The sequence below is a fragment of the Enterobacter cloacae complex sp. IR5412 genome (genome assembly GCF_049237385.1).
In the GTDB taxonomy this organism is placed as follows: domain Bacteria; phylum Pseudomonadota; class Gammaproteobacteria; order Enterobacterales; family Enterobacteriaceae; genus Enterobacter; species Enterobacter intestinihominis.
In genome coordinates this window covers 92,698-114,213 of record NZ_JBMKHQ010000014.1, presented here as the reverse complement: position 1 = coordinate 114,213, position 21,516 = coordinate 92,698, and the positions used below count along the sequence as shown (strand labels likewise).

Annotated in this window: 17 protein-coding genes; 10 read left to right on the top strand and 7 right to left on the bottom strand. The window is 55.9% G+C overall.

The genetic code is table 11. The features are described 5' to 3' along the window. Positions 1-48 precede the first annotated feature (48 nt). The 4 genes from ACOTX2_RS20480 to ACOTX2_RS20465 form a co-directional block, all read right to left on the bottom strand. A complete protein-coding gene (locus ACOTX2_RS20480) occupies positions 49-750 on the bottom strand; it encodes a DnaA inactivator Hda (RefSeq protein WP_211482948.1) in 702 nt (233 codons plus the stop codon). A 97-nt stretch (positions 751-847) separates the two neighbouring features. Continuing rightward, positions 848-2,137 carry a uracil permease gene (uraA, locus tag ACOTX2_RS20475; protein WP_063148299.1) on the bottom strand — a complete coding sequence of 430 codons (1,290 nt, stop codon included), beginning with the start codon at positions 2,135-2,137 and terminating at the stop codon, positions 848-850. An 82-nt stretch (positions 2,138-2,219) separates the two neighbouring features. After that, complete coding sequence (upp, locus tag ACOTX2_RS20470; RefSeq protein ID WP_022648979.1) at positions 2,220-2,846, bottom strand: uracil phosphoribosyltransferase; 627 nt, start codon at positions 2,844-2,846, stop codon at positions 2,220-2,222. A gap of 217 nt (positions 2,847-3,063) precedes the next feature. Beyond that, the gene (locus tag ACOTX2_RS20465; RefSeq protein ID WP_058676995.1) at positions 3,064-4,494 is read right to left on the bottom strand and encodes a 6-phospho-beta-glucosidase; all 1,431 of its coding nucleotides are present in this window, start codon (positions 4,492-4,494) and stop codon (positions 3,064-3,066) included. 266 nt (positions 4,495-4,760) lie between these two features. On the opposite strand from ACOTX2_RS20465, the gene purM reads away from it, so the two are divergent. From purM to ppx, 4 genes are all read left to right on the top strand, one after another. After that, complete coding sequence (purM, locus tag ACOTX2_RS20460) at positions 4,761-5,798, top strand: phosphoribosylformylglycinamidine cyclo-ligase (protein ID WP_063148298.1); 1,038 nt, start codon at positions 4,761-4,763, stop codon at positions 5,796-5,798. After that, entirely contained in the window at positions 5,795-6,436 is a 642-nt protein-coding gene (gene purN, locus ACOTX2_RS20455; protein ID WP_023300681.1) for a phosphoribosylglycinamide formyltransferase, read from the top strand. The genes purM and purN overlap by 4 nt, the downstream gene beginning before the upstream one ends. A 204-nt stretch (positions 6,437-6,640) precedes the next feature. Beyond that, positions 6,641-8,701 carry a polyphosphate kinase 1 gene (gene ppk1 / locus ACOTX2_RS20450; RefSeq protein ID WP_006811494.1) on the top strand — a complete coding sequence of 687 codons (2,061 nt, stop codon included), beginning with the start codon at positions 6,641-6,643 and terminating at the stop codon, positions 8,699-8,701. A 3-nt stretch (positions 8,702-8,704) separates the two neighbouring features. After that, positions 8,705-10,243, top strand: a complete 1,539-nt coding sequence (gene ppx, locus ACOTX2_RS20445) for an exopolyphosphatase (RefSeq protein WP_003860570.1) — start codon at positions 8,705-8,707, stop codon at positions 10,241-10,243. Here the strand turns inward: ppx and ACOTX2_RS20440 are convergent. Next, positions 10,191-12,488, bottom strand: coding sequence for an EAL domain-containing protein (locus ACOTX2_RS20440; RefSeq protein ID WP_051979833.1), 2,298 nt, complete (start codon positions 12,486-12,488; stop codon positions 10,191-10,193). The genes ppx and ACOTX2_RS20440 overlap by 53 nt on opposite strands. Positions 12,489-12,856: 368 nt before the next feature. Between ACOTX2_RS20440 and ACOTX2_RS20435 the strand changes: the two genes are divergently transcribed. The 3 genes from ACOTX2_RS20435 to ACOTX2_RS20425 all read left to right on the top strand — a co-directional run bounded on the left by ACOTX2_RS20435 (position 12,857) and on the right by ACOTX2_RS20425 (position 14,408). Further along, positions 12,857-13,027, top strand: a complete 171-nt coding sequence (locus tag ACOTX2_RS20435; RefSeq protein WP_017383512.1) for a YfgG family protein — start codon at positions 12,857-12,859, stop codon at positions 13,025-13,027. A 156-nt stretch (positions 13,028-13,183) separates the two neighbouring features. Beyond that, positions 13,184-13,651 carry a DUF6130 family protein gene (locus ACOTX2_RS20430; RefSeq protein WP_003860582.1) on the top strand — a complete coding sequence of 156 codons (468 nt, stop codon included), beginning with the start codon at positions 13,184-13,186 and terminating at the stop codon, positions 13,649-13,651. A 10-nt stretch (positions 13,652-13,661) separates the two neighbouring features. Further along, complete coding sequence (locus ACOTX2_RS20425; protein ID WP_063148297.1) at positions 13,662-14,408, top strand: alpha/beta fold hydrolase; 747 nt, start codon at positions 13,662-13,664, stop codon at positions 14,406-14,408. Positions 14,409-14,538: 130 nt separating this feature from the next. Here ACOTX2_RS20425 and ACOTX2_RS20420 read toward each other — a convergent pair whose 3' ends face one another. Beyond that, the gene (locus ACOTX2_RS20420; protein ID WP_063148296.1) at positions 14,539-15,375 is read right to left on the bottom strand and encodes a MipA/OmpV family protein; all 837 of its coding nucleotides are present in this window, start codon (positions 15,373-15,375) and stop codon (positions 14,539-14,541) included. A 205-nt stretch (positions 15,376-15,580) separates the two neighbouring features. Here ACOTX2_RS20420 and ACOTX2_RS20415 point away from each other — a divergent pair, with 205 nt between their 5' ends. The 3 genes from ACOTX2_RS20415 to ACOTX2_RS20405 all read left to right on the top strand — a co-directional run bounded on the left by ACOTX2_RS20415 (position 15,581) and on the right by ACOTX2_RS20405 (position 18,293). Beyond that, positions 15,581-16,258 carry a response regulator gene (locus ACOTX2_RS20415; protein ID WP_032623790.1) on the top strand — a complete coding sequence of 226 codons (678 nt, stop codon included), beginning with the start codon at positions 15,581-15,583 and terminating at the stop codon, positions 16,256-16,258. Continuing rightward, entirely contained in the window at positions 16,258-17,646 is a 1,389-nt protein-coding gene (locus ACOTX2_RS20410) for a sensor histidine kinase (protein WP_063148295.1), read from the top strand. The genes ACOTX2_RS20415 and ACOTX2_RS20410 overlap by 1 nt, the downstream gene beginning before the upstream one ends. Before the next feature lie 167 nt (positions 17,647-17,813). Then, a complete protein-coding gene (locus ACOTX2_RS20405; RefSeq protein WP_003860591.1) occupies positions 17,814-18,293 on the top strand; it encodes an RrF2 family transcriptional regulator in 480 nt (159 codons plus the stop codon). A gap of 66 nt (positions 18,294-18,359) precedes the next feature. Here ACOTX2_RS20405 and oqxB read toward each other — a convergent pair whose 3' ends face one another. Then, positions 18,360-21,512, bottom strand: coding sequence for a multidrug efflux RND transporter permease subunit OqxB (oqxB, locus tag ACOTX2_RS20400; protein ID WP_023300700.1), 3,153 nt, complete (start codon positions 21,510-21,512; stop codon positions 18,360-18,362). Between the last annotated feature and the right edge of the window lie 4 nt (positions 21,513-21,516).

The following is a 21,516-nucleotide window of genomic DNA, read 5'->3' as shown; positions in this document are numbered from 1 at the left end:
CGGGTGCCAAATGTAGGCCGGGTAAGGCGCAGCCGCCACCCGGCATAACTACAGCTTAAGAATATCTTTCACAAACGGAATGGTCAGCTTGCGCTGGGCGGTGATGGAGGCGCGATCGAGCTGATCGAGCGTATCAAAGAGCGTGCGCATCTCCCGATCCAGACGCTTGAGCAGGAAGCGCCCTACGTCTTCCGGCAGTTCAAATCCGCGCAGTCTGGCGCGCAACTGAAGTGCCTGGAGTTTGTCTTCATCCGACAGCGGTTGCAGCTTGTAGATTTGCCCCCAGTCCAGACGAGACGCCAGATCCGGCAACCCCAGATTGAGCTGACGCGGCGGACGATCGCCGGTGATCAGCAGCCGGGTTTTGCCCGACTCCAGAATGCGGTTGTAGAGGTTAAAGATCGCCATTTCCCACGGCTCGTCTCCCGCCACGCATTCAATATTATCGATGCAGACCAGGGAGAGATGTTCCATGCCCTCCAGCACTTCAGGCACAAACCAGGTGCGTTTATCCAGCGGCACATAGCCTACCGCGTCACCGCGCGCCGAAAGTTCCGCACAGGCGGCATGCAGCAGGTGGCTGCGTCCCGCGCCTTCGCGTGACCAGATATAGATGTATCCGCTGTGTTCCTGGCGCAGCACGTTTTGCAGTGCAGCCAGTAAAGAGGGGTTATCACCCGGCCAGAAACTCGCGAAAGTTTCGTCGTCAGGGAGATAAAGTGGCAGAGAGAGCTGTGCCGGTCCGTTCAGAAATACCTCAACCAGAGATCTTACATAAAATCGGAATGGAGTTTAACACGGAACCAGCAAGGAGAGAACCGGGCGGATCGTCCGCCCGGTTAAAGGATCAATGTGGTGCTTTTTCGCTATCGTCAGTGTCCAGGATTTCTTCTTCCGGACGAATGACCGAGATCAGCTTGAAAATCAGGCTCAGGCCCACGCCGACGATGGTCGCCAGCGCCATCCCCTTCAGCTCTGCCGCGCCGATGTGCACCTTCGCGCCGCTCACGCCGATGATCAGGATAACGGAGGTCAGGATCAGGTTCTGCGCCTTGCTGTAATCCACTTTGGATTCAATCAGCACGCGAATACCGGACGCACCGATCACCCCGTAAAGCAGCAGGGAAACGCCGCCCATCACCGGAACCGGGATAATCTGGATCGCCGCCGCCAGTTTGCCGACGCAGGAGAGCAGAATAGCGATGATCGCCGCGCCGCCGATAACCCAGGTGCTGTAGACGCGGGTGATCGCCATTACGCCGATGTTCTCCCCGTAAGTGGTGTTTGGCGTGGAGCCGAAGAAACCGGAGATGATGGTGGAGAAACCGTTGGCAAACATGGAGCGATGCAGGCCCGGGTCGCGGATCAGGTCACGCTTCACGATGTTCGCCGTCACCACCAGGTGGCCAACGTGCTCAGCAATCACCACCAGTGCAGCAGGCAGAATGGTGAAGATAGCAAACCATTCGAAGCGTGGGGTGTAGAAGGTCGGCAGCGCGAACCAGTGTGCCTCGGCAATCGGTGTGGTATCCACAACGCCCATCACGAAGGAGAGCGCGTAACCCGCCAGCACGCCGATCAGGATCGGGATAATCGCCATAAAGCCGCGGAACAGGACGGAACCGAAAACCGTCACGCCCAGCGTCACCAGCGAAATAATAATGGTTTTAGAATCCGGTGACTGACCGTCCGCAGGCAGCAGCCCAGCCATGTTCGCCGCGACACCCGCCAGTTCCAGGCCGATGACGGCAACGATTGCCCCCATTGCCGCAGGCGGGAACATCACGTCCAGCCAGCCGGTACCCGCTTTCTTCACGATGAAGGAGACCAGGCAGAACAGCACGCCGCACATGATAAAGCCGCCCAGCGCGACCTCGTAACCCAGCGGCAGCAACAGCAGTACCGGGGAGATAAACGCGAAGCTCGACCCGAGATAGGCCGGGATTTTGCCTTTACAGATGAAGAGGTAAAGCAGCGTACCGATGCCGTTAAACAGCAGCACGGTAGCCGGGTTAATGTGAAACAGGATTGGCACCAGCACGGTTGCGCCAAACATGGCGAACAGGTGCTGCAAACTAAGCGGGATTGTCTGTAAAAGCGGCGGTCTTTCACTCACCCCGATAGCACGGCGCGTCATAGTGTTTTCCTCTGAGTGTCATTGTTGGTTTTTATTCAAAAAAAAGCCGACTATCAAAGTCGGCTTCTTTATCGTTATTCGATTATTTAGTCCCAAAAATCTTATCGCCGGCATCGCCGAGCCCCGGGATGATGTACCCGTGCTCGTTCAGTCCCTGGTCGACAGACGCGGTATAGAGTTCAACGTCCGGGTGCGCTTTTTCCAGCGCCGCGATACCTTCCGGCGCCGCGACCAGCACCAGCACTTTGATGCTGCTGCAGCCTGCTTGTTTCAGCAGGTCAATGGTGGCGATCATCGAACCACCGGTCGCCAGCATCGGGTCAACTACCAGCGCCATACGCTCATCAATGTTAGAGACCAGCTTCTGGAAGTATGGGACCGGCTCAAGCGTCTCTTCGTTACGGTAGATACCTACCACGCTGATACGCGCGCTTGGGACGTGCTCCAGCACGCCTTCCATCATGCCCAGACCCGCACGCAGGATTGGCACAACGGTAATTTTTTTACCTTTGATCTGTTCAACCTGCACCGGGCCGTTCCAGCCTTCGATGGTCACTTTTTCCGTTTCCAGATCAGAGGTCGCTTCGTAGGTCAGCAGGCTACCCACTTCAGAAGCCAGTTCGCGAAAACGCTTCGTGCTGATGTCATGCTCACGCATCAGGCCCAACTTGTGTTTAACGAGTGGGTGTTTCACTTCCACAATCTTCATTCTCTTTCTCCTCTGAGGTGGCATCCGCAAAAAAATCGCGGGATTATACCGCTTTTTTCGGATTGCGCCATACCCATGTTGCTTGATGTACATCAATCAAAAACAAAAAAGCCGGAGGCTGGGCTCCGGTTTGGGTGCGGGGTCTTGCCCGGTGGCGCTGCGCTTACGCGGGCCTACGTGTAGTGTAGGTCGGGTAAGCGTTAGCGCCACCCGACAATTACAGGTTATCGCCGTTGCTCGCAATCACCTGCTTATACCAGTCGAAAGATTTCTTCTTGCTGCGGTTCAGCGTGCCGTTACCTTCGTTATCTTTATCGACAAAGATAAAGCCGTAGCGTTTCTTCATCTCGCCAGTGCCGGCAGAGACCAGGTCGATACAGCCCCACGGGGTATAGCCCATCAGATCCACGCCGTCTTCCACCACCGCTTTTTTCATCTCGCGGATGTGGGCGGAAAGGTAGTCGATGCGGTACTGGTCGTTCACCGTGCCGTCGCTCTCCAGCACGTCGATCGCGCCAAAGCCGTTTTCCACAATAAACAGCGGCAGCTGATAGTGATCCCAGAACCAGTTCAGAGAGTAGCGCAGCCCGACAGGATCGATCTGCCAGCCCCAGTCCGATTTCTGCACGTACGGGTTAGAAACCAGGCTCTTGCTCTCGTCATAATCCAGCGTCGGATTATCCGCCGTCGCTTTGGTGGCGAACGACATGTAGTAGCTGAACCCGATGTAATCCACGCAGCCTTGCGTCAGCGCCACTTTATCTTCTTCGGTGATATCCAGCGCGAAGCCGCGACGTTCAAAGTAGTTGAGCAGATGCTGCGGATACTTGCCGCGCACGTGAACGTCGGTGAACCAGTAGCGGCGATGCATGGCGTTCATCGCCATCATCATGTCGTCCGGGGCACAGGTCAGCGGATAGATGGGGCACATGGCAATCATGCAGCCGATATGCAGTGACGGGTTGATCTCACGCCCCGCTTTCACCGCCAGGGCGCTGGCCACCAGCTCATAGTGCGCCGCCTGGAACATCACCGGCTCGCGATCTTCTCCCGGGGCATATTTCAGCCCGGAGTTGGTAAACGGCGCAAAGTCTTCATGAAAGTTGGCCTGGTTATTAATCTCGTTAAAGGTCATCCAGTACTTCACTTTATGCTGATAGCGCTCAAAAACGACCTTCGCGAAGCGGACAAAGAAGTCGATCAGCTTACGGTTACGCCAGCCGCCGTATTCCGTTACCAGGTGGAAAGGCATCTCGAAGTGGGAAAGCGTGATCACCGGCTCGATGCCGTGCTTCAGGCACTCGTCGAAAAGATCGTCATAGAATTTGAGTCCCGCTTCGTTCGGCTCCAGCTCGTCGCCTTTCGGGAAGATACGCGTCCAGGCAATGGAGGTGCGGAAGCATTTGAACCCCATCTCGGCAAAGAGTTTGATGTCTTCTTTATAGCGGTGGTAAAAGTCGATGGCTTCGTGGTTTGGGTAATTTTTCCCCTCCAGCACGCCGTTGGTGATTTCACGCGGTACCCCGTGGGCGCCTGCCGTCATGACATCGGCAACGCTCACGCCCTTGCCGCCCTCTTTCCAGCCGCCTTCAAGCTGGTGCGCCGCAACGGCCCCACCCCACAGAAAACCTGCTTTAAATCCTGACATTCGCTTTCCCTCATTCTGCGTTATTTTCTGCAAAAACAGTTACAGAAACCGGTTTCATTTTGATGATGTGCAAAGGGGATAGCCGTTGCAAGCAGATCGCCGAAACCGGTTTCATTTTCGTGAACGGAGTCAAGTTTGTTGCCCTGGACAGTCCGCACAGAAAAAAAGATCCCCGCGCCGAGAATAGGCTCGCAAACGTTTGCCTGGACTGTTAGAATTGCGCCGATTTTTCTTACTAGCTATGCAATCGCGTGGGGATTTAAGCCGTGACCAACAAAACTTCTCTCAGCTACAAAGATGCCGGTGTTGATATTGACGCAGGTAATGCGCTGGTTGACCGAATCAAAGGTGTGGTGAAAAAAACCCGCCGCCCGGAAGTGATGGGTGGCCTGGGTGGATTCGGCGCACTGTGCGCGCTGCCGCAAAAATATCGTGAACCTGTGCTGGTCTCGGGTACGGATGGTGTCGGTACAAAACTGCGCCTGGCGATGGATCTTAAGCGTCACGATACGATTGGTATTGATCTGGTGGCGATGTGCGTCAACGACCTGGTGGTACAGGGCGCTGAGCCGCTGTTCTTCCTGGATTACTACGCGACCGGCAAGCTGGATGTGGATACCGCAGCCAGCGTCATTAACGGTATCGCCGAAGGCTGTCTGCAATCCGGCTGTGCGCTGGTCGGCGGTGAAACCGCTGAAATGCCAGGCATGTATCACGGTGAAGATTATGACGTCGCAGGCTTCTGCGTCGGCGTGGTAGAAAAATCAGAAATTATCGACGGTAGCAAAGTGGCTGACGGCGATGTGCTGGTTGCGCTGGCCTCCAGCGGTCCGCACTCCAACGGCTACTCTCTGGTGCGTAAGATCCTCGAAGTGAGCGGTTGCGACCCGCTGACCACCGAGCTGGACGGCAAACCGCTGGCCGATCACCTGCTGGCCCCGACCCGTATCTACGTCAAAAACGTGCTGGAGCTGATTGAGAACGTTGAGGTGCACGCCATCGCTCACCTTACCGGCGGCGGCTTCTGGGAAAACATTCCGCGCGTGCTGCCGGACAATACCCAGGCGGTGATCGACGCCTCCTCATGGCAGTGGCCGCCCGTCTTCAACTGGCTGCAATCCGCAGGCAACGTGAGCGAGCATGAAATGTATCGCACCTTTAACTGCGGCGTGGGCATGGTTATCGCCCTGCCAGCCAGCGAAGCGGATAAAGCGGTTAAACTGCTGACAGAAAAAGGTGAAAACGCGTGGAAAATCGGTACGATTAAAGCTTCCGATGCCGAACAGCGTGTGGTCATTGAATGAAAAACATCGTGGTGCTCATTTCCGGCAACGGAAGCAATTTGCAGGCAATCATAGACGCCTGCAAACAGAAGAAAATCAATGGCACCATTCGGGCAGTATTCAGCAACAAGGCCGATGCGTTCGGCCTTGAGCGCGCGCGGGAAGCGAACATTCCTGCGCACGCGCTGGAAGCCAGCCAGTTCGCCGGGCGTGAAGCCTTTGACCGTGAGCTGGTGCAGGAGATTGACGCCTACGCGCCTGACGTGGTGGTGCTGGCGGGCTACATGCGTATCCTGAGCCCGGCCTTCGTCGCGCATTACAACGGACGTTTGCTGAATATTCACCCTTCTCTTCTGCCGAAATATCCTGGCCTGCATACCCATCGTCAGGTGCTGGAGAACGGCGATGAGGAGCATGGGACCTCCGTGCATTTCGTTACCGACGAGCTGGACGGCGGTCCGGTCATTTTGCAGGCAAAAGTACCGGTCTTTGACGGTGACAACGAAGACGACGTGACGGAACGTGTACAGGCTCAGGAACACGCCATTTATCCGCTGGTGGTAAGCTGGTTTGTTGACGGCCGTCTTGAGATGCGCGACGGTGCCGCCTGGCTGGACGGCGTGAAGTTGCCCCCGCAGGGTCATGCGGCTGAAGAGTAGTTTGTTCTGTCGGGTGGCGCTGCGCTTACCCGACCTACATATTGCATTACCCGATATTCCCTTCTCCAACCCCCTAAAATCCCCAACAAAAAAAATAACTGTCATACTTTTCTGGCACTGTTGGACATATCGTGGAAATGCTCGCCATAATAAGGACGAGACGGATTTACCACGTCCTGTGATTGAACTGGAGTGTGAGCTGTAATGGGTCAGGAAAAGTTATATATCGAGAAAGAGCTAAGCTGGTTAGCATTCAACGAACGTGTACTTCAGGAAGCGGCCGATAAAAGTAACCCGCTGATTGAGCGTATGCGTTTTTTAGGCATCTATTCCAACAATCTGGATGAGTTCTACAAGGTTCGCTTCGCCGAACTAAAACGCCGAATCATCATCAGCGAAGAACAGGGCTTAAACTCCCACTCGCGGCATCTGCTTGGAAAAATCCAGTCTCGCGTCATGAAAGCCGATCAGGAATTTGATGGCCTCTATAACGAGCTGCTGCTGGAAATGGCACGCAACCAAATCTTCCTGATCAACGAACGCCAGCTCTCCGCGAATCAGCAAAACTGGCTGCGCCACTATTTCAAACACTATCTGCGCCAGCATATCACCCCGATTCTGATCAACCGTGAAACCGATCTGGTGCAGTTCCTGAAAGATGATTACACCTATCTGGCGGTAGAAATCATTCGTGGTGAGACCATTAACTACGCGCTGCTGGAAATACCGTCTGATAAAGTCCCGCGCTTTGTAAATCTGCCGCCGGAAACCCCGCGCCGACGTAAGCCGATGATCCTGCTGGATAACATTCTGCGCTACTGTCTGGACGATATCTTCAAAGGTTTCTTCGATTACGACGCGCTCAACGCCTACTCGATGAAGATGACCCGTGACGCCGAGTACGATCTGGTGCATGAGATGGAGGCCAGCCTGATGGAGCTGATGTCTTCCAGCCTCAAGCAGCGCCTGACGGCAGAGCCGGTGCGTTTTGTCTATCAGCGCGATATGCCGGACGCGATGGTGGAGATGCTGCGCGATAAGCTGACCATCTCCCGCTACGACTCCATAATCCCCGGTGGGCGTTACCACAACTTTAAAGATTTCATTGGCTTCCCGAACGTCGGTAAAGCCAATCTGGTAAACAAACCGCTGCCGCGCCTGCGCCATATCTGGTTCGATAAATTCCGCAACGGGTTCGATGCCATCCGCGAGCGGGATGTGCTGCTCTACTATCCGTATCACACCTTTGAACACGTGCTGGAATTGCTGCGTCAGGCCTCGTTCGATCCGAACGTGCTGGCGATTAAAATCAACATTTATCGCGTGGCGAAAGATTCCCGCATCATCGATGCGATGATCCACGCAGCGCACAACGGCAAGAAAGTGACCGTGGTGGTTGAGCTCCAGGCTCGCTTCGACGAAGAGGCCAACATCCACTGGGCGCGCCGACTGACGGAAGCGGGCGTGCACGTCATCTTCTCCGCGCCGGGGCTGAAAATTCACGCCAAGTTGTTCCTGATCTCCCGTAAAGAGGGCGACGACGTGGTGCGCTACGCCCATATCGGTACCGGGAACTTTAACGAGAAAACCGCGCGTATTTACACCGACTATTCGCTGCTGACTGCCGATGCCCGCATCACCAACGAAGTGCGTCGGGTGTTCAACTTCATTGAGAACCCGTACCGCCCGGTGAGCTTCGATTATCTGCTGGTGTCACCGCAGAACTCACGGCGCCTGCTGTACGATATGATCGACAAAGAGATTGCCAATGCGCAGAACGGGTTGTCGTCCGGCATCACGCTGAAGCTCAACAATCTGGTGGACAAAGGCCTGGTGGATCGCCTGTATGCGGCCTCCAGCTCCGGCGTTCCGGTAAATCTGCTCATTCGCGGCATGTGCTCGCTCATTCCGGAACTGGAAGGCATCAGCGACAACATCCGCGTGATCAGCATTGTGGATCGCTATCTTGAACACGATCGCGTCTATATTTTCGATAACGCCGGTGATAAGCGCGTATACCTCTCGTCCGCCGACTGGATGACGCGTAATATTGATTACCGTATTGAAGTGGCGGCACCGCTGCTGGATCCTCGCCTGAAGCAGCGTATCCTGGACATTATCGAGATCCTGTTCAGCGATACGGTGAAAGCACGTTATATCGACAAAGAACTCAGTAATCGCTATGTACCGCGCGGCAATCGCCGTAAAGTGCGGTCGCAGCTGGCGATTTACGATTACATCAAATCACTTGAGCAACCCGATTAACCTATGCCAATAAACGATAATACCCCACGCCCGCAGGAGTTCGCTGCGGTCGATCTTGGCTCAAACAGTTTCCATATGGTCATCGCCCGCGAGGTGGATGGCGCGATGCAGATCATCGGTCGTCTGAAGCAGCGCGTGCATCTGGCCGATGGGCTCGACGCGCGTAACATGCTGAGCGAAGAGGCAATGGAGCGCGGGCTTAACTGCCTGTCGCTGTTCGCAGAACGTCTGCAAGGCTTTTCGCCGTCCAGCGTCTGCATCGTCGGGACGCATACGCTACGCCAGGCGCTGAACGCGCCGGAATTTCTTAAGCGCGCGGAAAAGGTTATCCCCTACCCGATTGAGATCATCTCTGGTAACGAAGAAGCGCGCCTGATTTTTATGGGCGTGGAGCATACGCAGCCGGAAAAAGGCCGCAAGCTGGTGATTGATATCGGCGGAGGCTCAACCGAACTGGTGATTGGCGAAGATTTCGAGCCGCGTCTGGTTGAAAGCCGCCGTATGGGCTGCGTCAGCTTCGCGCAAATGTATTTTCCGGGCGGCGTCATCACCCGCGAAAACTTCCAGCGCGCGCGCATGGCCGCCGTGCAAAAACTGGAAAATCTGGCCTGGCAGTATCGTATTCAGGGCTGGAACGTGGCGCTGGGCGCATCGGGGTCGATTAAAGCGGCCCATGAAGTGCTGCTGGCGATGGGTGAAAAGGACGGGTTTATTACGCCTGAGCGCCTGGTGAAACTCACCGAAGAGGTGCTTAAGCACAAGAGCTTCGACGCCCTGAGTCTGCCGGGCTTGTCCGACGAGCGTAAAGCGGTGTTCGTACCGGGGCTGGCGATCCTCTGCGGCGTGTTTGACGCGCTGGCGATCAAAGAGCTGCGCCTCTCTGACGGCGCCCTGCGCGAAGGTGTGCTGTATGAGATGGAAGGCCGTTTCCGTCATCAGGATATTCGCAGCCGCACCGCGCAGAGCCTTGCCAACCAGTACAATATCGACCGCGAACAGGCGAAACGGGTGCTGGAAACCACGGTTCAGATGTACGAGCAGTGGGAGGAGCAGAATCCAAAGCTGGCGCATCCGCAGCTGGCCGCGCTGTTAAAATGGGCCGCGATGCTGCATGAGGTGGGGCTGAACATTAACCACAGCGGAATGCATCGCCATTCAGCCTATATTCTGCAAAATAGCGATCTGCCTGGCTTCAACCAGGAGCAGCAAACCATGATGGCGACGCTGGTGCGCTATCACCGCAAAGCCATCAAGCTCGACGATCTGCCGCGCTTTACGCTATTTAAGAAAAAGCAGTTCCTGCCACTCATTCAGCTTCTGCGCCTGGGCGTGCTGCTCAATAATCAGCGACAGGCGACCACCACGCCGCCGACACTGAAGCTTAAAACGGATGACTATCACTGGACGCTGAGCTTCCCGCACGACTGGTTTAGCCAGAACGCGCTGGTGCTGCTGGATCTGGAAAAAGAGCAGCAGTACTGGGAAGCGGTCACCGGCTGGCTGTTGAAGATTGAAGAAGAGAGTTCTGAGGCGGCAGCGTAACGGCTAAGGCGCTCTCCTGAGAAGGCTGTGTTTCGAGCAACGTATCAAGCTCAACTGGCAACCCAATTAAGTAGCCCTGCACATAATCGATACCTAGCGCGTGCACCGCGCTACGTATCTCTTCTGTTTCCACACATTCCGCCACCACCAGCATTTTCTTCATCCGGGCCAGATGGCAAATGGATGCCACGATCTGGTAATCCAGGCTGTTGCTGACAATATTGCGAATAAAGCCGCCGTCGATTTTGAGAATGTCGGCGTCCACGCTTTTTAACCGCGCATAGCTGGCGTAGCCGGTGCCAAAATCATCAATGGCGATCCGTATTCCCATTTTTTGCAATTGCCTGAGGGTGGATGCCGCCAGATCCGCATGACCAAAGGCGCTACTTTCGGTCACTTCAAAGATCAGCTGCCATGCTTCAACGGCATATCTGGCTAACAGGCGGCTCACTTCAAGCGGGAACTGCGCCCGGTAGACGGTAGAAGGTGCGAGGTTGATGGCAAAGCGCTGGCCCGGCAAACGCTGGCGGTGCTGTGCCAGGAAACTCAACGTACGCTCCAGTACCCATAAATCGACACGCGACGATAAACCAAACTCCTGTGCTATGGGCAGGAACTGCTCGGGAAAGATCAGCGCCCCGTTATCATCACGCATTCGCAGCAGCACTTCGTGGTAATGATCGCCGCGCAGGCCGCGAACGGGCTGAACTAACAGGCTAAAAGCGTTCTGCTCCAGCGCTGTCTGCAAACGGCTCATCATCGCCACCTTATCTTTCAGGCTACGCTGCAAGTGAACAGCCCCGCGCTGCTGAAGGTTTTCCGGGTGATTCGTTGAGAGGGAGAGGTCAGCCACGATGCCCAGTTCCCCCAGCACCAGATAGAGGTGATTGACGGGTGAGCGTACATAGCAGTAGCTCACGCCAACCTGAGGCTGCACCGGCATACCATCCCAGATAAAAACAAATTGCTTAATATGCTCGTCCAGCGTCTCAATGCGCTGTTGATGCGACTCCGCCTCCAGACGCACCGCCATGTCATATCCGGTGAGGTGATAGACTTGCTCTTTTGGCTGAAGGGTGCCATTTATCCATTGCGCCAGCTGCTGTTTATACTGGATCCGTAGCAGTACGCCGTAATTGCGTCCCAGTACTTCCAGCTCGGGCACGCGCAGTAAACAGAGCGCTGACCACGGATGACTGGCCAGCTCGCGCGACAGCGCCCGCAGGTTGGGCATATGCACCACCGGATCGAGAAAAGCCTGACTGCGGGAGCGAATATTGATGGTCCGCTGGCGTGTCGCCAGCATCGACATGTACGTCACAACGAAGGAAAAGACCAGATAGCTGGATGAGGTGATCGCCAGCTGAATGCCATAACCCCCCTGCACCGGAATGTAGTGATAAAAAAAGTGAATCGACACCAGCAGGACCGGCGTCCAGATGATTGACATCAGCTTGTAGCCAAAGCGCATCGCCCCCCAGAGCATCACGGGCATCAGCAGTGACAAAGTGTAGTTGGTGCTGAAAATGGAACTGTTTTCATTCATGGGCAGCAGCAGCATAGCCAGCAACCCTCCCAGAGCTAAAAACCACACCACAAACTCAACGGCCGTCACCTTTTTGTCTATTTGCGTGCGGAGCTGGGACATCAGTCCCTTGAAATAGCGCGGATGACGTATCAGGCGGATCAGCAGGTAGCTTAGCGGCACACCCGTCAGCCCGCTCACCAGCAGCCCCTGATAGTTAATAAGAGTCCGAATATTGAGGGGATTCAATCCTGCAAGGCTCTGGCGGCTCTCATAGACCCCGAGATAAACCGCAAACTGAAATAGCACCAGAAAAAGCGTTGCCGGGCAAAACACCTGCCAGAAGATACGTTGCCCCATCAGGCGTATGTCACCGTAAGCGGTCATATTGCGTCGGGGCGCAAACACGCGGTAACCGCCCCAGCTGAGCACCAGGGGGACGATAAAATGCAAAATGCCGGTCACGGTTTCAAACAACCCAACGGACGGGTAATAACGTAAAAACAGCGACACCACCACTCCGGGAAGGGCTTCCAGGCCAAAGAACAACATCAGCGTCAGCAGAAAGGAGAGCGGGAGATAATAGAGCGCAACGATACCGTCGCCCAGCTGCGTTAAGGTATTAGCCACACTAAGCACCGGGAGTAACACGACGGGTAATATAAGAGGAAGTGCCCACCAGCGGTCTTTATTTTGCTTCAGGATGTGGTGAATATTCATAGATGCTCGTTTACAACCCTTGCGCTCCAGAGGGTAAATGAAGACAGGCATCCAACCTGACGTACACGATGCCCGGAAAATTCCTGGCAAGCACAGTGGAGGTGGGATTTTAAATATCAACGACGAGATGCCGTTGACCTAAATCAAATTAATTTATCTGAATAAACATTTCTTACGTTTTATTTGAATATTTTTCCTGTAATTATCAATGCGATAAATAAAAGCGTTGTTTTTAATAACATAAATTAATGTAAGCATTGACGGTATTTTACATTTCGCCGAATTGACCCTGACTTGCGGCTGTGCCTTAATAGCCGTATCGCCCAAAAGGGTATACTCAGGAAAAGAAAGTGAGTCAGGCTACGCGTATGCGAAAACGACATCGATTTAACACCCGGATGACCCGCATCATACTGCTCATCAGTTTCCTGTTTTTCTTTGGCCGCTTTGTTTATTCCTCCATTGGCGCCTGGTATCACCATCAGGACAAAATTCAGTCGCAGCAATCAGGTCTTGTAGTGGATTCGCCCGAGCGCTAAAGCGTGTTCGCTCCAGGCAGACAAACTGTATCGCACTGTATCCCGAGCGCTACGCTGACAAACCGGTACAAAACGCCCGCAAAAGCAAACATCCCCGATACATAAAAATGGTCTTCTGTGTCCCTCGCCATAATAAACTGATGAGGAGAGACACCGATGATTCGTCGATATTTCCTGCTTCCTGTATTTGCGCTGACGTCCTTTGCTGGCGCACTGGCCGCACCGTTGGATGGCCTGAGCGCCGCTGATGTTAATGGCCCGGCCGCCGTAGCGCCGCAGGAAAAACCCCAGCCGCCAGCAAAACTGATCGTCGACCCACCGCTGGCGGGACCGCTGAGTAAAGGTGCGGTCTTTATTCAGTACCGCGTCGAAAACCTGCGCATTGAACCTGTATTTGGACCCGACGCGCTGAAAGTCACTCCGCGTATCGGCCATATTCACGTAGTGGTGGATGACGCGCCCTGGCACTGGGCTGATACCAGCGGCGAGCCGGTGATCCTGGTCGGGCTGCCCGCCGGGAAACACAAGGTAACCATCATCGTTGCCGACCCGACGCATAAGCCCATCGACCATAAAACCGTTGAGTTCACCGTACCGCCCCACGCGGCGGTTCATCACTTTTAAGGAGCCTGTTATGAAAGCATTGTCTGTATTAACAGCGGCGCTGCTGGCGGTTTCCACCAGCGCGCTGGCAGAGACGAAAGCCAGCGTGGTGCTGGTGCACGGGGCGTTTGCCGACGGCAGCAGTTGGAATAAGGTGATTACCCGGCTGCAAAAACACCATACCGAGGTCATTGCGGTACAACTTCCGCTCACGTCTCTGAAAGATGATGTCGCCGCCACGCAGCGTGCTATCGCCCGGGCTCATGGCGACGTTGTGCTGGTTGGGCACTCCTGGGGCGGGTCGGTAATCAGCGAAGCGGGCAATAATGCGCGGGTGAAGTCTCTGGTTTACGTTGCCGCTTTTGCGCCGGATTCCGGCCAGTCGACGGCAGAACTGGCAAATAGCTTCCCTGCTCCGCCAGGGAGCGCCAGCCTCGCTAAAACGGCAGAGGGGTATTTATATCTGCCGACAAAAGCGGTCAGCGAGAATTTTGCCCCTGACGTGAAGGACGTTGAGCGCAGCGTGATTGCCGCGACGCAGAGCCCCATTAAGGCCAATGCGTTTGGGGAGAAAGTCGCGCATGCCGCCTGGCATGACAAACCGAGCTGGTATGTGGTCAGCAAAAATGACCGGATGATCAATCCTGAGCTTGAGCGCGCAATGGCGAAGAAAATCAACGCCAACACCACGGAGGTTGCGGCAAGCCATGTATCGATGGTCAGCCAGCCGGACGTTGTTACCCGTACGATTGAACAGGCGTTATCGGGTCAACAGTGATAAAAAAAGCCCGCATGATGAACGGTCCGACTTCGGGCCACGCCATCCTACGGGCTTTATGTACTTCCGGCTCCTGTAACGGGGTTATGTGCGGTTTTGTCACAAACGCGCCTTCGCCCTCACTGAACCATCAGAAGCTATACGTCACCTTCAAACTTCCCACAGGAGACGTTTTTCGCTGAACAATGGGGCTATCGCCCGCCTCTCCCGTCAGCTGCGTAACGCCAGCTGCGGCAAGCAGGCTCCAGCGGGAGGTGAGCTTATGGGTCCAGTCCAGGTTCAGCGAATAGGCGTATATGCCCGATCCGGCATCATGTCGGGCAAAACCCGATGCGGCCGACTGGGCGGCGCTGACCCCGTAGTACGTTTGCATGTACTTGCTGGATCCCCAGCTGCCGGTCAGCGCCAGCGTCACCGAGTTTTCAGGAGAGGTGTAGAGCGGGCTGGCAATGCCGAAGTGCACAGCCTCACCGTTGTCTCTTTCCGAAACCGGGACCTCAGCCTGCAGCTGCACGTTAAGCCAGTCAGTTACCCTGTACCCCAGCCCCGGCACAACGACGGCTGAGCCTTTGATGTCACCCATCCCCCGCAGGTAGTCGCTGCCGGAGGCGATTGAATCGCTGCTTACGTCGCGATCCTTACGTCCTGCGCGATAGCTCAGCGCAGCGCTGTAATCCAGGTTGCCAACGCGGTTGCCGTAGCCGAGCCCGCGGGTGGTACTGATAAAGAACCCATTTGCCATCGCGTAATCAACCACCTGAGCCGCAGTAACGCGGCTCTTATCCGAACCGGAATAGCGTGGCGCAACATCCACGCCGCCCCCCAGGGTTAACACGTTGCCCTGGCGCTGCCCGGCCGCCAGCGCCGGGGTAGCCAGTAACGCCAGGACGGCCCCCGACAGGATGCTTTTCACGCTGCGACCGATGAGTGAACGGGGGAACCTGTGACGCAGTTTGCAGTTTCTCATTAAAGAAGCCCTTTTGGATTCAGATGGTTACGATTCAGGCGGTGTTAAACGCCAGCGCGCTCATTCTGAATACCCTCCCTAAGGTTCTTATGAGCCGAAAATGAAGAAACGCTGAAGCACGTGCTGGTTCTGTAAAGCTGAATGATTTCCTGATACCGTTTTTTTCTTAAGCTGTTCTTCATCCACTGCTGATACCGTTACCTTTGTGAAAATTCTACTAATTGAAGACGACCTGGATCTCGGCAACGGCGTACGTTTCGCCCTTGCAGATCAAGGATTTGATGTCATATGGGTACGCCGGAAAGAGGATGCGCTGCATCAGCTTGAGCTCTGCGTGCCGGAGCTTATCCTGCTCGACCTGGGGCTGCCCGATGGCGATGGCATGAGCCTGATGACGCGTCTGCGTCAGCAGCTCCGGGGGATCCCCGTCATTATCCTGACGGCGCGAGGCACGCTGCAGGACCGCCTGTGCGGGCTGGACGCGGGCGCGGACGACTATCTGGTCAAACCTTTTGTTCTCGCCGAGCTGCTGGCACGCGTGAGAGCCCTTGCGCGACGCAGTTACGGTTTTGAAAATGAGGCAATAGAAATTCGCGGTTTGTCGCTTCATATTCCGACGCGTCGCGTAATGGTGAGCGCACGCCACGTTGAGCTGACGGCAAGCGAATATGCGCTGCTTGAAACGTTAATGCTGCGCGCCGATCGCGTGCTTACGCGGCGGTATCTGGAAGAGAGGATATTCGGCACGAAAGAAAATCTCAGCAACGCGCTCGACGTGCATATGGGTAACCTGCGGCGAAAAATTGGCGATGGCTTTGTGCGAACGGTGCGGGGCGTAGGGTACGTCATTGATACCGTACCGGTTCAGAAGGCGGCAGGCTGATGCGTAATTTTTGGTACCGCCTCAGGCTCCCTACGCTGGTCAGGCGAATGCTGGTCGCCCAGATGCTGCTGCTTACGTTACTGTGGTGTCTTTTTTTAACCTTCATTTTGCTGGAGGACCTGCGCAGCCCTCCAATACTCACGGGCAGTGAGACTTACGAAACCCTCTTTTCCCTGGTTGAGAGCATGGAGGATAGGCCGCAGGCGCGTAATGAGGTGCTGGCCGCGTTCAGCAAGGCGCTGCGGGAGGGTTATGGCGGCGGTGAAGATCCGGAGCTCGCTATCAACCTGATCGTTCGCAAGCATAATGAGATTATTTTTTCTTCGCGTGGCGCGCCAACGGAGGTGAAAAATAGCCGCCTGGGGGAAATGCAGCGCGTCCGGACTGGAGACCACACCTGGACGAGCCGCACGCTCAAATCTGCGCGCTCCGACGTGGAGGTCACCCTTTTCACCCCGGCCGGCAGCTGGAATTTCTTTATCTACCTGAACTCGCGCGGCTATTACGTCATGCCGCTGCTGGTATGCATCCCTTTTCTTCTGTTTCCCGCGTGGCTGTCAATCCGCATCGCGATGCGCCCCTGGAACAGGGTAGTGAATGAAATTTCATTGCGCACGCCAGACGCTCTCTCTCCCTTAAAAGCCGTTCCCAGGCACAGGGAGCTGCGCCAGACGGTGGACGCGATTAATGACTTTCTCGCCAGGGTGCGGGAAAGCGCCGAAAGGGAAAGGGTGTTTATTGCCGATGCCGCGCACGAGCTGCGTACGCCGCTGGCCGCGATGCGAATCAACGTCGAGGCGCTTCAGTCCTCGGTCATCAGCGAAAGCCAGCAGGAGCTGCTTGCAGGCATTGTTCGCAGCAATAGCCGTGCTGCTCGTCTCGTCAATCAGCTTCTGCTGATGAAGCACAGCGAAGCGCACATCGACACGGTAATGGAGCCTGTGCCGCTGACAACGCTTATTCAGGAGCGAATGGCCGCACTGGAGCCGCTGGCATCGGCACGCGGGATTGAGTTTGAATTCTTCGCCGACGATGAAATCCATGTCGCAGGCATTCGGGAACGTCTGGTGTCGCTGATCGACAATTTAATTGAGAATGCCGTGAAGTACAGCCCTGAGGGTGGACGCATTGAGGTACAACTGCAATCGCGTGATACGTCCGCTCAGCTGCGCGTCTCAGACGCGGGCCCCGGTATCCCGGTTGAACTGCGGGAGCGCGTGTTCGACAGATTTTTCCGCGATCCTAATCAGACCCAAAGCGGGAGTGGACTGGGGCTTGCCATCGTCAAAGCCGTTACGCAGCAACACAACGGCAGGGTCAATCTGAGTACGTCAGCCGAAGGTGGTCTTATGGTGACCGTTGATTTCCCGAATCCGTCGTTCGCATGAACGTAAACCCGGCGCTACACGTCCTGACATGTGTCAGCGCAGCGTTACTTCACGTATGCCGCAGATTGCTTCAATAAAATTACCGTATTTGTTATATTGTTACTTACTAATTATTCACCTCTGCGGTGCCAAAAAGAACAAGATTCACCGCAACCCAGGACAGAAAAATGTTAGATTACCGCTTCCCGACAGCTTTGCAGATGGTTCTCAGCGTAGCGATGGCGGAGCAATCGGGTGAACGTTCGACGAGTGCAATCCTGGCTTACGGCCTGGAAGCGAATCCGAGCTTTATCCGCAAATTAATGGTTCCTCTCGCCCGCGACGGCATTATCGTCTCCACGCTTGGCCGCAACGGCTCTATTCACCTTGGCCGCCCGGCTGAAGAGATCACCCTGCGTGATATCTACCTTTCCGTCACTGAAGATAAAAAGCTGTGGGCGTCCCGTCCTGACGTCCCGGCCCGCTGTGTGGTCAGCGCCAACGCCTGCTGGTACTTCAAATCAATCGCTGATGAAGCGGAGCAGGCTTCGTTAGCGGTTTTAGCGCGCCATACCGTCGCCAGCGCGCTGGAAGAGGTGAAAAAAGCCGATACCAGCGGGTGCGATCCGGTGCCGGAACTGTGTACGCAGCATAAAAAAGCGCCTTAATCCTGACGGATTGCGAAAAAAAAGCCGCCTTCACAATGAAGGCGGCTTTTTGTTATCTGCTACGTCCTACGCAGGCAACACCTCTCTTTCCGCTTTGCCGCGCGTCACGAATTTACGCAGCGTCACGTAAAAGACCGGCGTCAGGAACAGACCAAACAGCGTCACGCCCAGCATCCCGGAGAAGACGGTGATCCCGGTGACGCCGCGGACTTCTGCCCCTGCCCCGTGACCAAGGATCAGTGGAATGGTCCCGGCAATAAAGGCGATAGAGGTCATTACAATCGGGCGTAAACGCAGGCGGCACGCCTCCAGTGCAGCCTCCATGATGCCTTTGCCCTGAATTTCCAGCTCGCGGGCAAACTCCACGATAAGTATCGCGTTTTTACAGGCCAGCCCCATCAGCACGACCAGCCCCACCTGCACGAAGACGTTGTTATCGCCCCCGGTCAGCCAGACGCCGAACAGCGCGGAGAGCATCGTCATCGGCACGATAAGGATCACCGCCAGCGGCAGCGTCCAGCTTTCATACAGCGCCGCCAGCACCAGGAACGCCAGCAGCACCGCGACCGGGAAGACGATCAGCGCCGTATTGCCCTGGGTGGCCTGCTGGAAACTCAGGTCCGTCCATTCAATATTCATCCCGTTCGGCAGGATCTGCTTAGACATGGCGTCCAGCTGCGTCATCGCCTGCGCGGAAGAGAGCACGCGCGGGTCAGCATCACCAATAAGATCCGCCGCCGGGTAACCATTGTAGCGGATCACCGGGTCCGGCCCGTAGGTGGTCGTGATTTTCACCATACTGCCAATCGGCACCATTTCGCCCTGGTCATTGCGTGTGCGTAAATTCGCGATATCTTCCACGCTGTCGCGGAACTGCCCGTCGGCCTGTGCCATTACGCGCCAGGTCCGTCCAAACTGGTTAAAGTCGTTTACATATGACGAGCCCAGATAGGTTTGCAGCGTGCCGAAAAGATCGGTAAGTGATACGCCCTGCGCTTTCGCTTTATCACGGTCAACCTGCACATCCAGCTGCGGAACGTTAGCCTGGTAGGTTGAGATGGGGAAATGCATCCCCGGCGTCTGCATAATCGCCCCGGACATGGTGTTCACCGCGTTTTGCAGCGCGCCATAGCCCAGACCAGCACGGTCCTGAATGTACAGCGAATAACCGGACCCTTGACCCAGCCCTAAAATCGGCGGCGGCAGAATCGAGAAGCCAAAGCCCTGCTGGATTTGCGCGATTTTCGCATTGATCTCCGCGTTAATTTCCGCCGCAGTATGTTTACGCTGGTCGAACGGCTTCAGGCCAAAGAAGACCGTCCCGGTGTTCGGCGTATTGGTGAACTGGAGCGCGTTCAGGCCAGGAAACGCGACCGCATAATCCACACCTTCGGTATTCATCCCGATTTCGCTCATTTTGCGGATCACCGCATCGGTACGCGCCAGCGACGAGCCTTCCGGCATTTTCACGCCGCCGATCAGGTACAGCTTATCCTGCGTCGGAATAAACCCGCCGGGTACGACTTTAAACATCACACCCGCGGCACAAAGCAGCAGCAAATAAACCGCAAACACTGCACCGCGTCGGCCAAGCGTTTTCCCTACCAGTCCCTGATAGCCGGTCGAGCTGCGATGGAAAAAGCGGTTAAACGGACGGAAAATCCAGCCGAACAGACGATCGATAAGCCGGGTCGGGAAATCTTTCGGGGCACCATGCGGCTTCAACAGCAGCGCGGCCAGCGCCGGAGAAAGCGTCAGCGAGTTGATCGCGGAGATCACCGTGGAAATGGCTATCGTTACCGCAAACTGTTTGTAGAACTGGCCGGTCACGCCAGAGAGGAACGCCATCGGCACAAACACTGCACACAGCACCAGCGCAATGGCGATAATCGGCCCGGACACTTCACGCATCGCCTGATGCGCCGCCGCAAGCGGGGCGAGCCCCTCTTCGATATTTCGCTCAACGTTCTCCACCACCACGATGGCATCATCCACCACGATACCGATGGCCAGCACCAGCCCGAACAGGCTCAGTGTATTCAGCGAGAAGCCCAGCAGGTAAAGAATGCTGAAGGTACCCACCACCGATACCGGCACCGCGATCAGCGGGATGATCGACGCGCGCCAGGTTTGCAGGAACAGGATCACCACCAGCACGACCAGCACCACCGCTTCCAGCAGCGTTTGTACAACCGCACGGATCGAGTCGCGCACAAATACCGTTGGGTCGTAAGGTGCCGCCCACTTCATATCGTCCGGGAAACGGGTGGACAGTTCGTCCATTTTGGCGCGCACCGCGTTAGACAGATCGATGGCGTTTGCCCCCGGTGACTGGAAGATACCAATCCCGACCGCGTCTTTATTGTTCAGCTGGGAGCGCAGCGCATAGCTGCCGGAACCCATCTCGATACGCGCCACGTCGCGCAGGCGGACGACCGTACCGTCCTGCGTTGTTTTCAGGACAATATTGCCAAACTCTTCTTCGGTATGCAGACGGCCCTGGGCGTTAATGGAGATCAGGAAATCGCTCTCTTTCGGCAGCGGCTCGGCGCCAAGCTGCCCGGCGGAGACCTGTACGTTTTGCTCCTGCATCGCCGTCACCACGTCCGAGGCCGTCAGTCCGCGCGCGGCCACTTTATTTGGGTCCAGCCAGACGCGCATCGCGTATTCACCCGAGCCGAAAATCTGGATCTGACCCACGCCGGGCAGACGCGCCAGCTCGTCCTTCACCTTCAGCGTGGCGTAGTTACGCATATACAGTGAATCGTACTTACCGCCAGGCGAAAAGAGATGCACCACCAGCGTCAGCGTTGGCGACTGTTTCTGAGTCGTGATGCCCAGACGCCGAACGTCTTCCGGCAGACGCGCCTCGGCCTGTGCAACGCGGTTTTGCACCTGTACCTGCGCCTGATCCGGGTCGGTACCCGGACGGAAGGTGACGGTAGTCACCAGCACGCCGTCGGAGCCCGCGACGGATTTCATGTACATCATGTTTTCAACGCCGTTGATCGCCTCTTCCAGCGGCGTCGCCACGGTTTCGGCAATCACTTTCGGGTTGGCGCCCGGGTACTCGGCGCGCACCTGCACGCTTGGCGGCACGACATCAGGATATTCGCTCACCGGCAGCAGCGGGATGGCGATTAATCCTGTGATAAAAATCAGAATCGACAGTACGGCGGCAAAAATCGGCCTATCGATGAAAAAACGGGAAAAGTCCATGGAT

Coding starts and splice junctions, on each gene's coding strand:
- uraA (WP_063148299.1), bottom strand. CDS start 2,137: ATGACGCGCCGTGCTATCGGGGTGAGTGAAAGACCGCCGCTTTTACAG.
- upp (WP_022648979.1), bottom strand. CDS start 2,846: ATGAAGATTGTGGAAGTGAAACACCCACTCGTTAAACACAAGTTGGGC.
- ACOTX2_RS20465 (WP_058676995.1), bottom strand. CDS start 4,494: ATGTCAGGATTTAAAGCAGGTTTTCTGTGGGGTGGGGCCGTTGCGGCG.
- purN (WP_023300681.1), top strand. CDS start 5,795: ATGAAAAACATCGTGGTGCTCATTTCCGGCAACGGAAGCAATTTGCAG.
- ppk1 (WP_006811494.1), top strand. CDS start 6,641: ATGGGTCAGGAAAAGTTATATATCGAGAAAGAGCTAAGCTGGTTAGCA.
- ppx (WP_003860570.1), top strand. CDS start 8,705: ATGCCAATAAACGATAATACCCCACGCCCGCAGGAGTTCGCTGCGGTC.
- ACOTX2_RS20440 (WP_051979833.1), bottom strand. CDS start 12,488: ATGAATATTCACCACATCCTGAAGCAAAATAAAGACCGCTGGTGGGCA.
- ACOTX2_RS20435 (WP_017383512.1), top strand. CDS start 12,857: ATGCGAAAACGACATCGATTTAACACCCGGATGACCCGCATCATACTG.
- ACOTX2_RS20430 (WP_003860582.1), top strand. CDS start 13,184: ATGATTCGTCGATATTTCCTGCTTCCTGTATTTGCGCTGACGTCCTTT.
- ACOTX2_RS20425 (WP_063148297.1), top strand. CDS start 13,662: ATGAAAGCATTGTCTGTATTAACAGCGGCGCTGCTGGCGGTTTCCACC.
- ACOTX2_RS20420 (WP_063148296.1), bottom strand. CDS start 15,375: ATGAGAAACTGCAAACTGCGTCACAGGTTCCCCCGTTCACTCATCGGT.
- ACOTX2_RS20410 (WP_063148295.1), top strand. CDS start 16,258: ATGCGTAATTTTTGGTACCGCCTCAGGCTCCCTACGCTGGTCAGGCGA.
- ACOTX2_RS20405 (WP_003860591.1), top strand. CDS start 17,814: ATGTTAGATTACCGCTTCCCGACAGCTTTGCAGATGGTTCTCAGCGTA.
- oqxB (WP_023300700.1), bottom strand. CDS start 21,512: ATGGACTTTTCCCGTTTTTTCATCGATAGGCCGATTTTTGCCGCCGTA.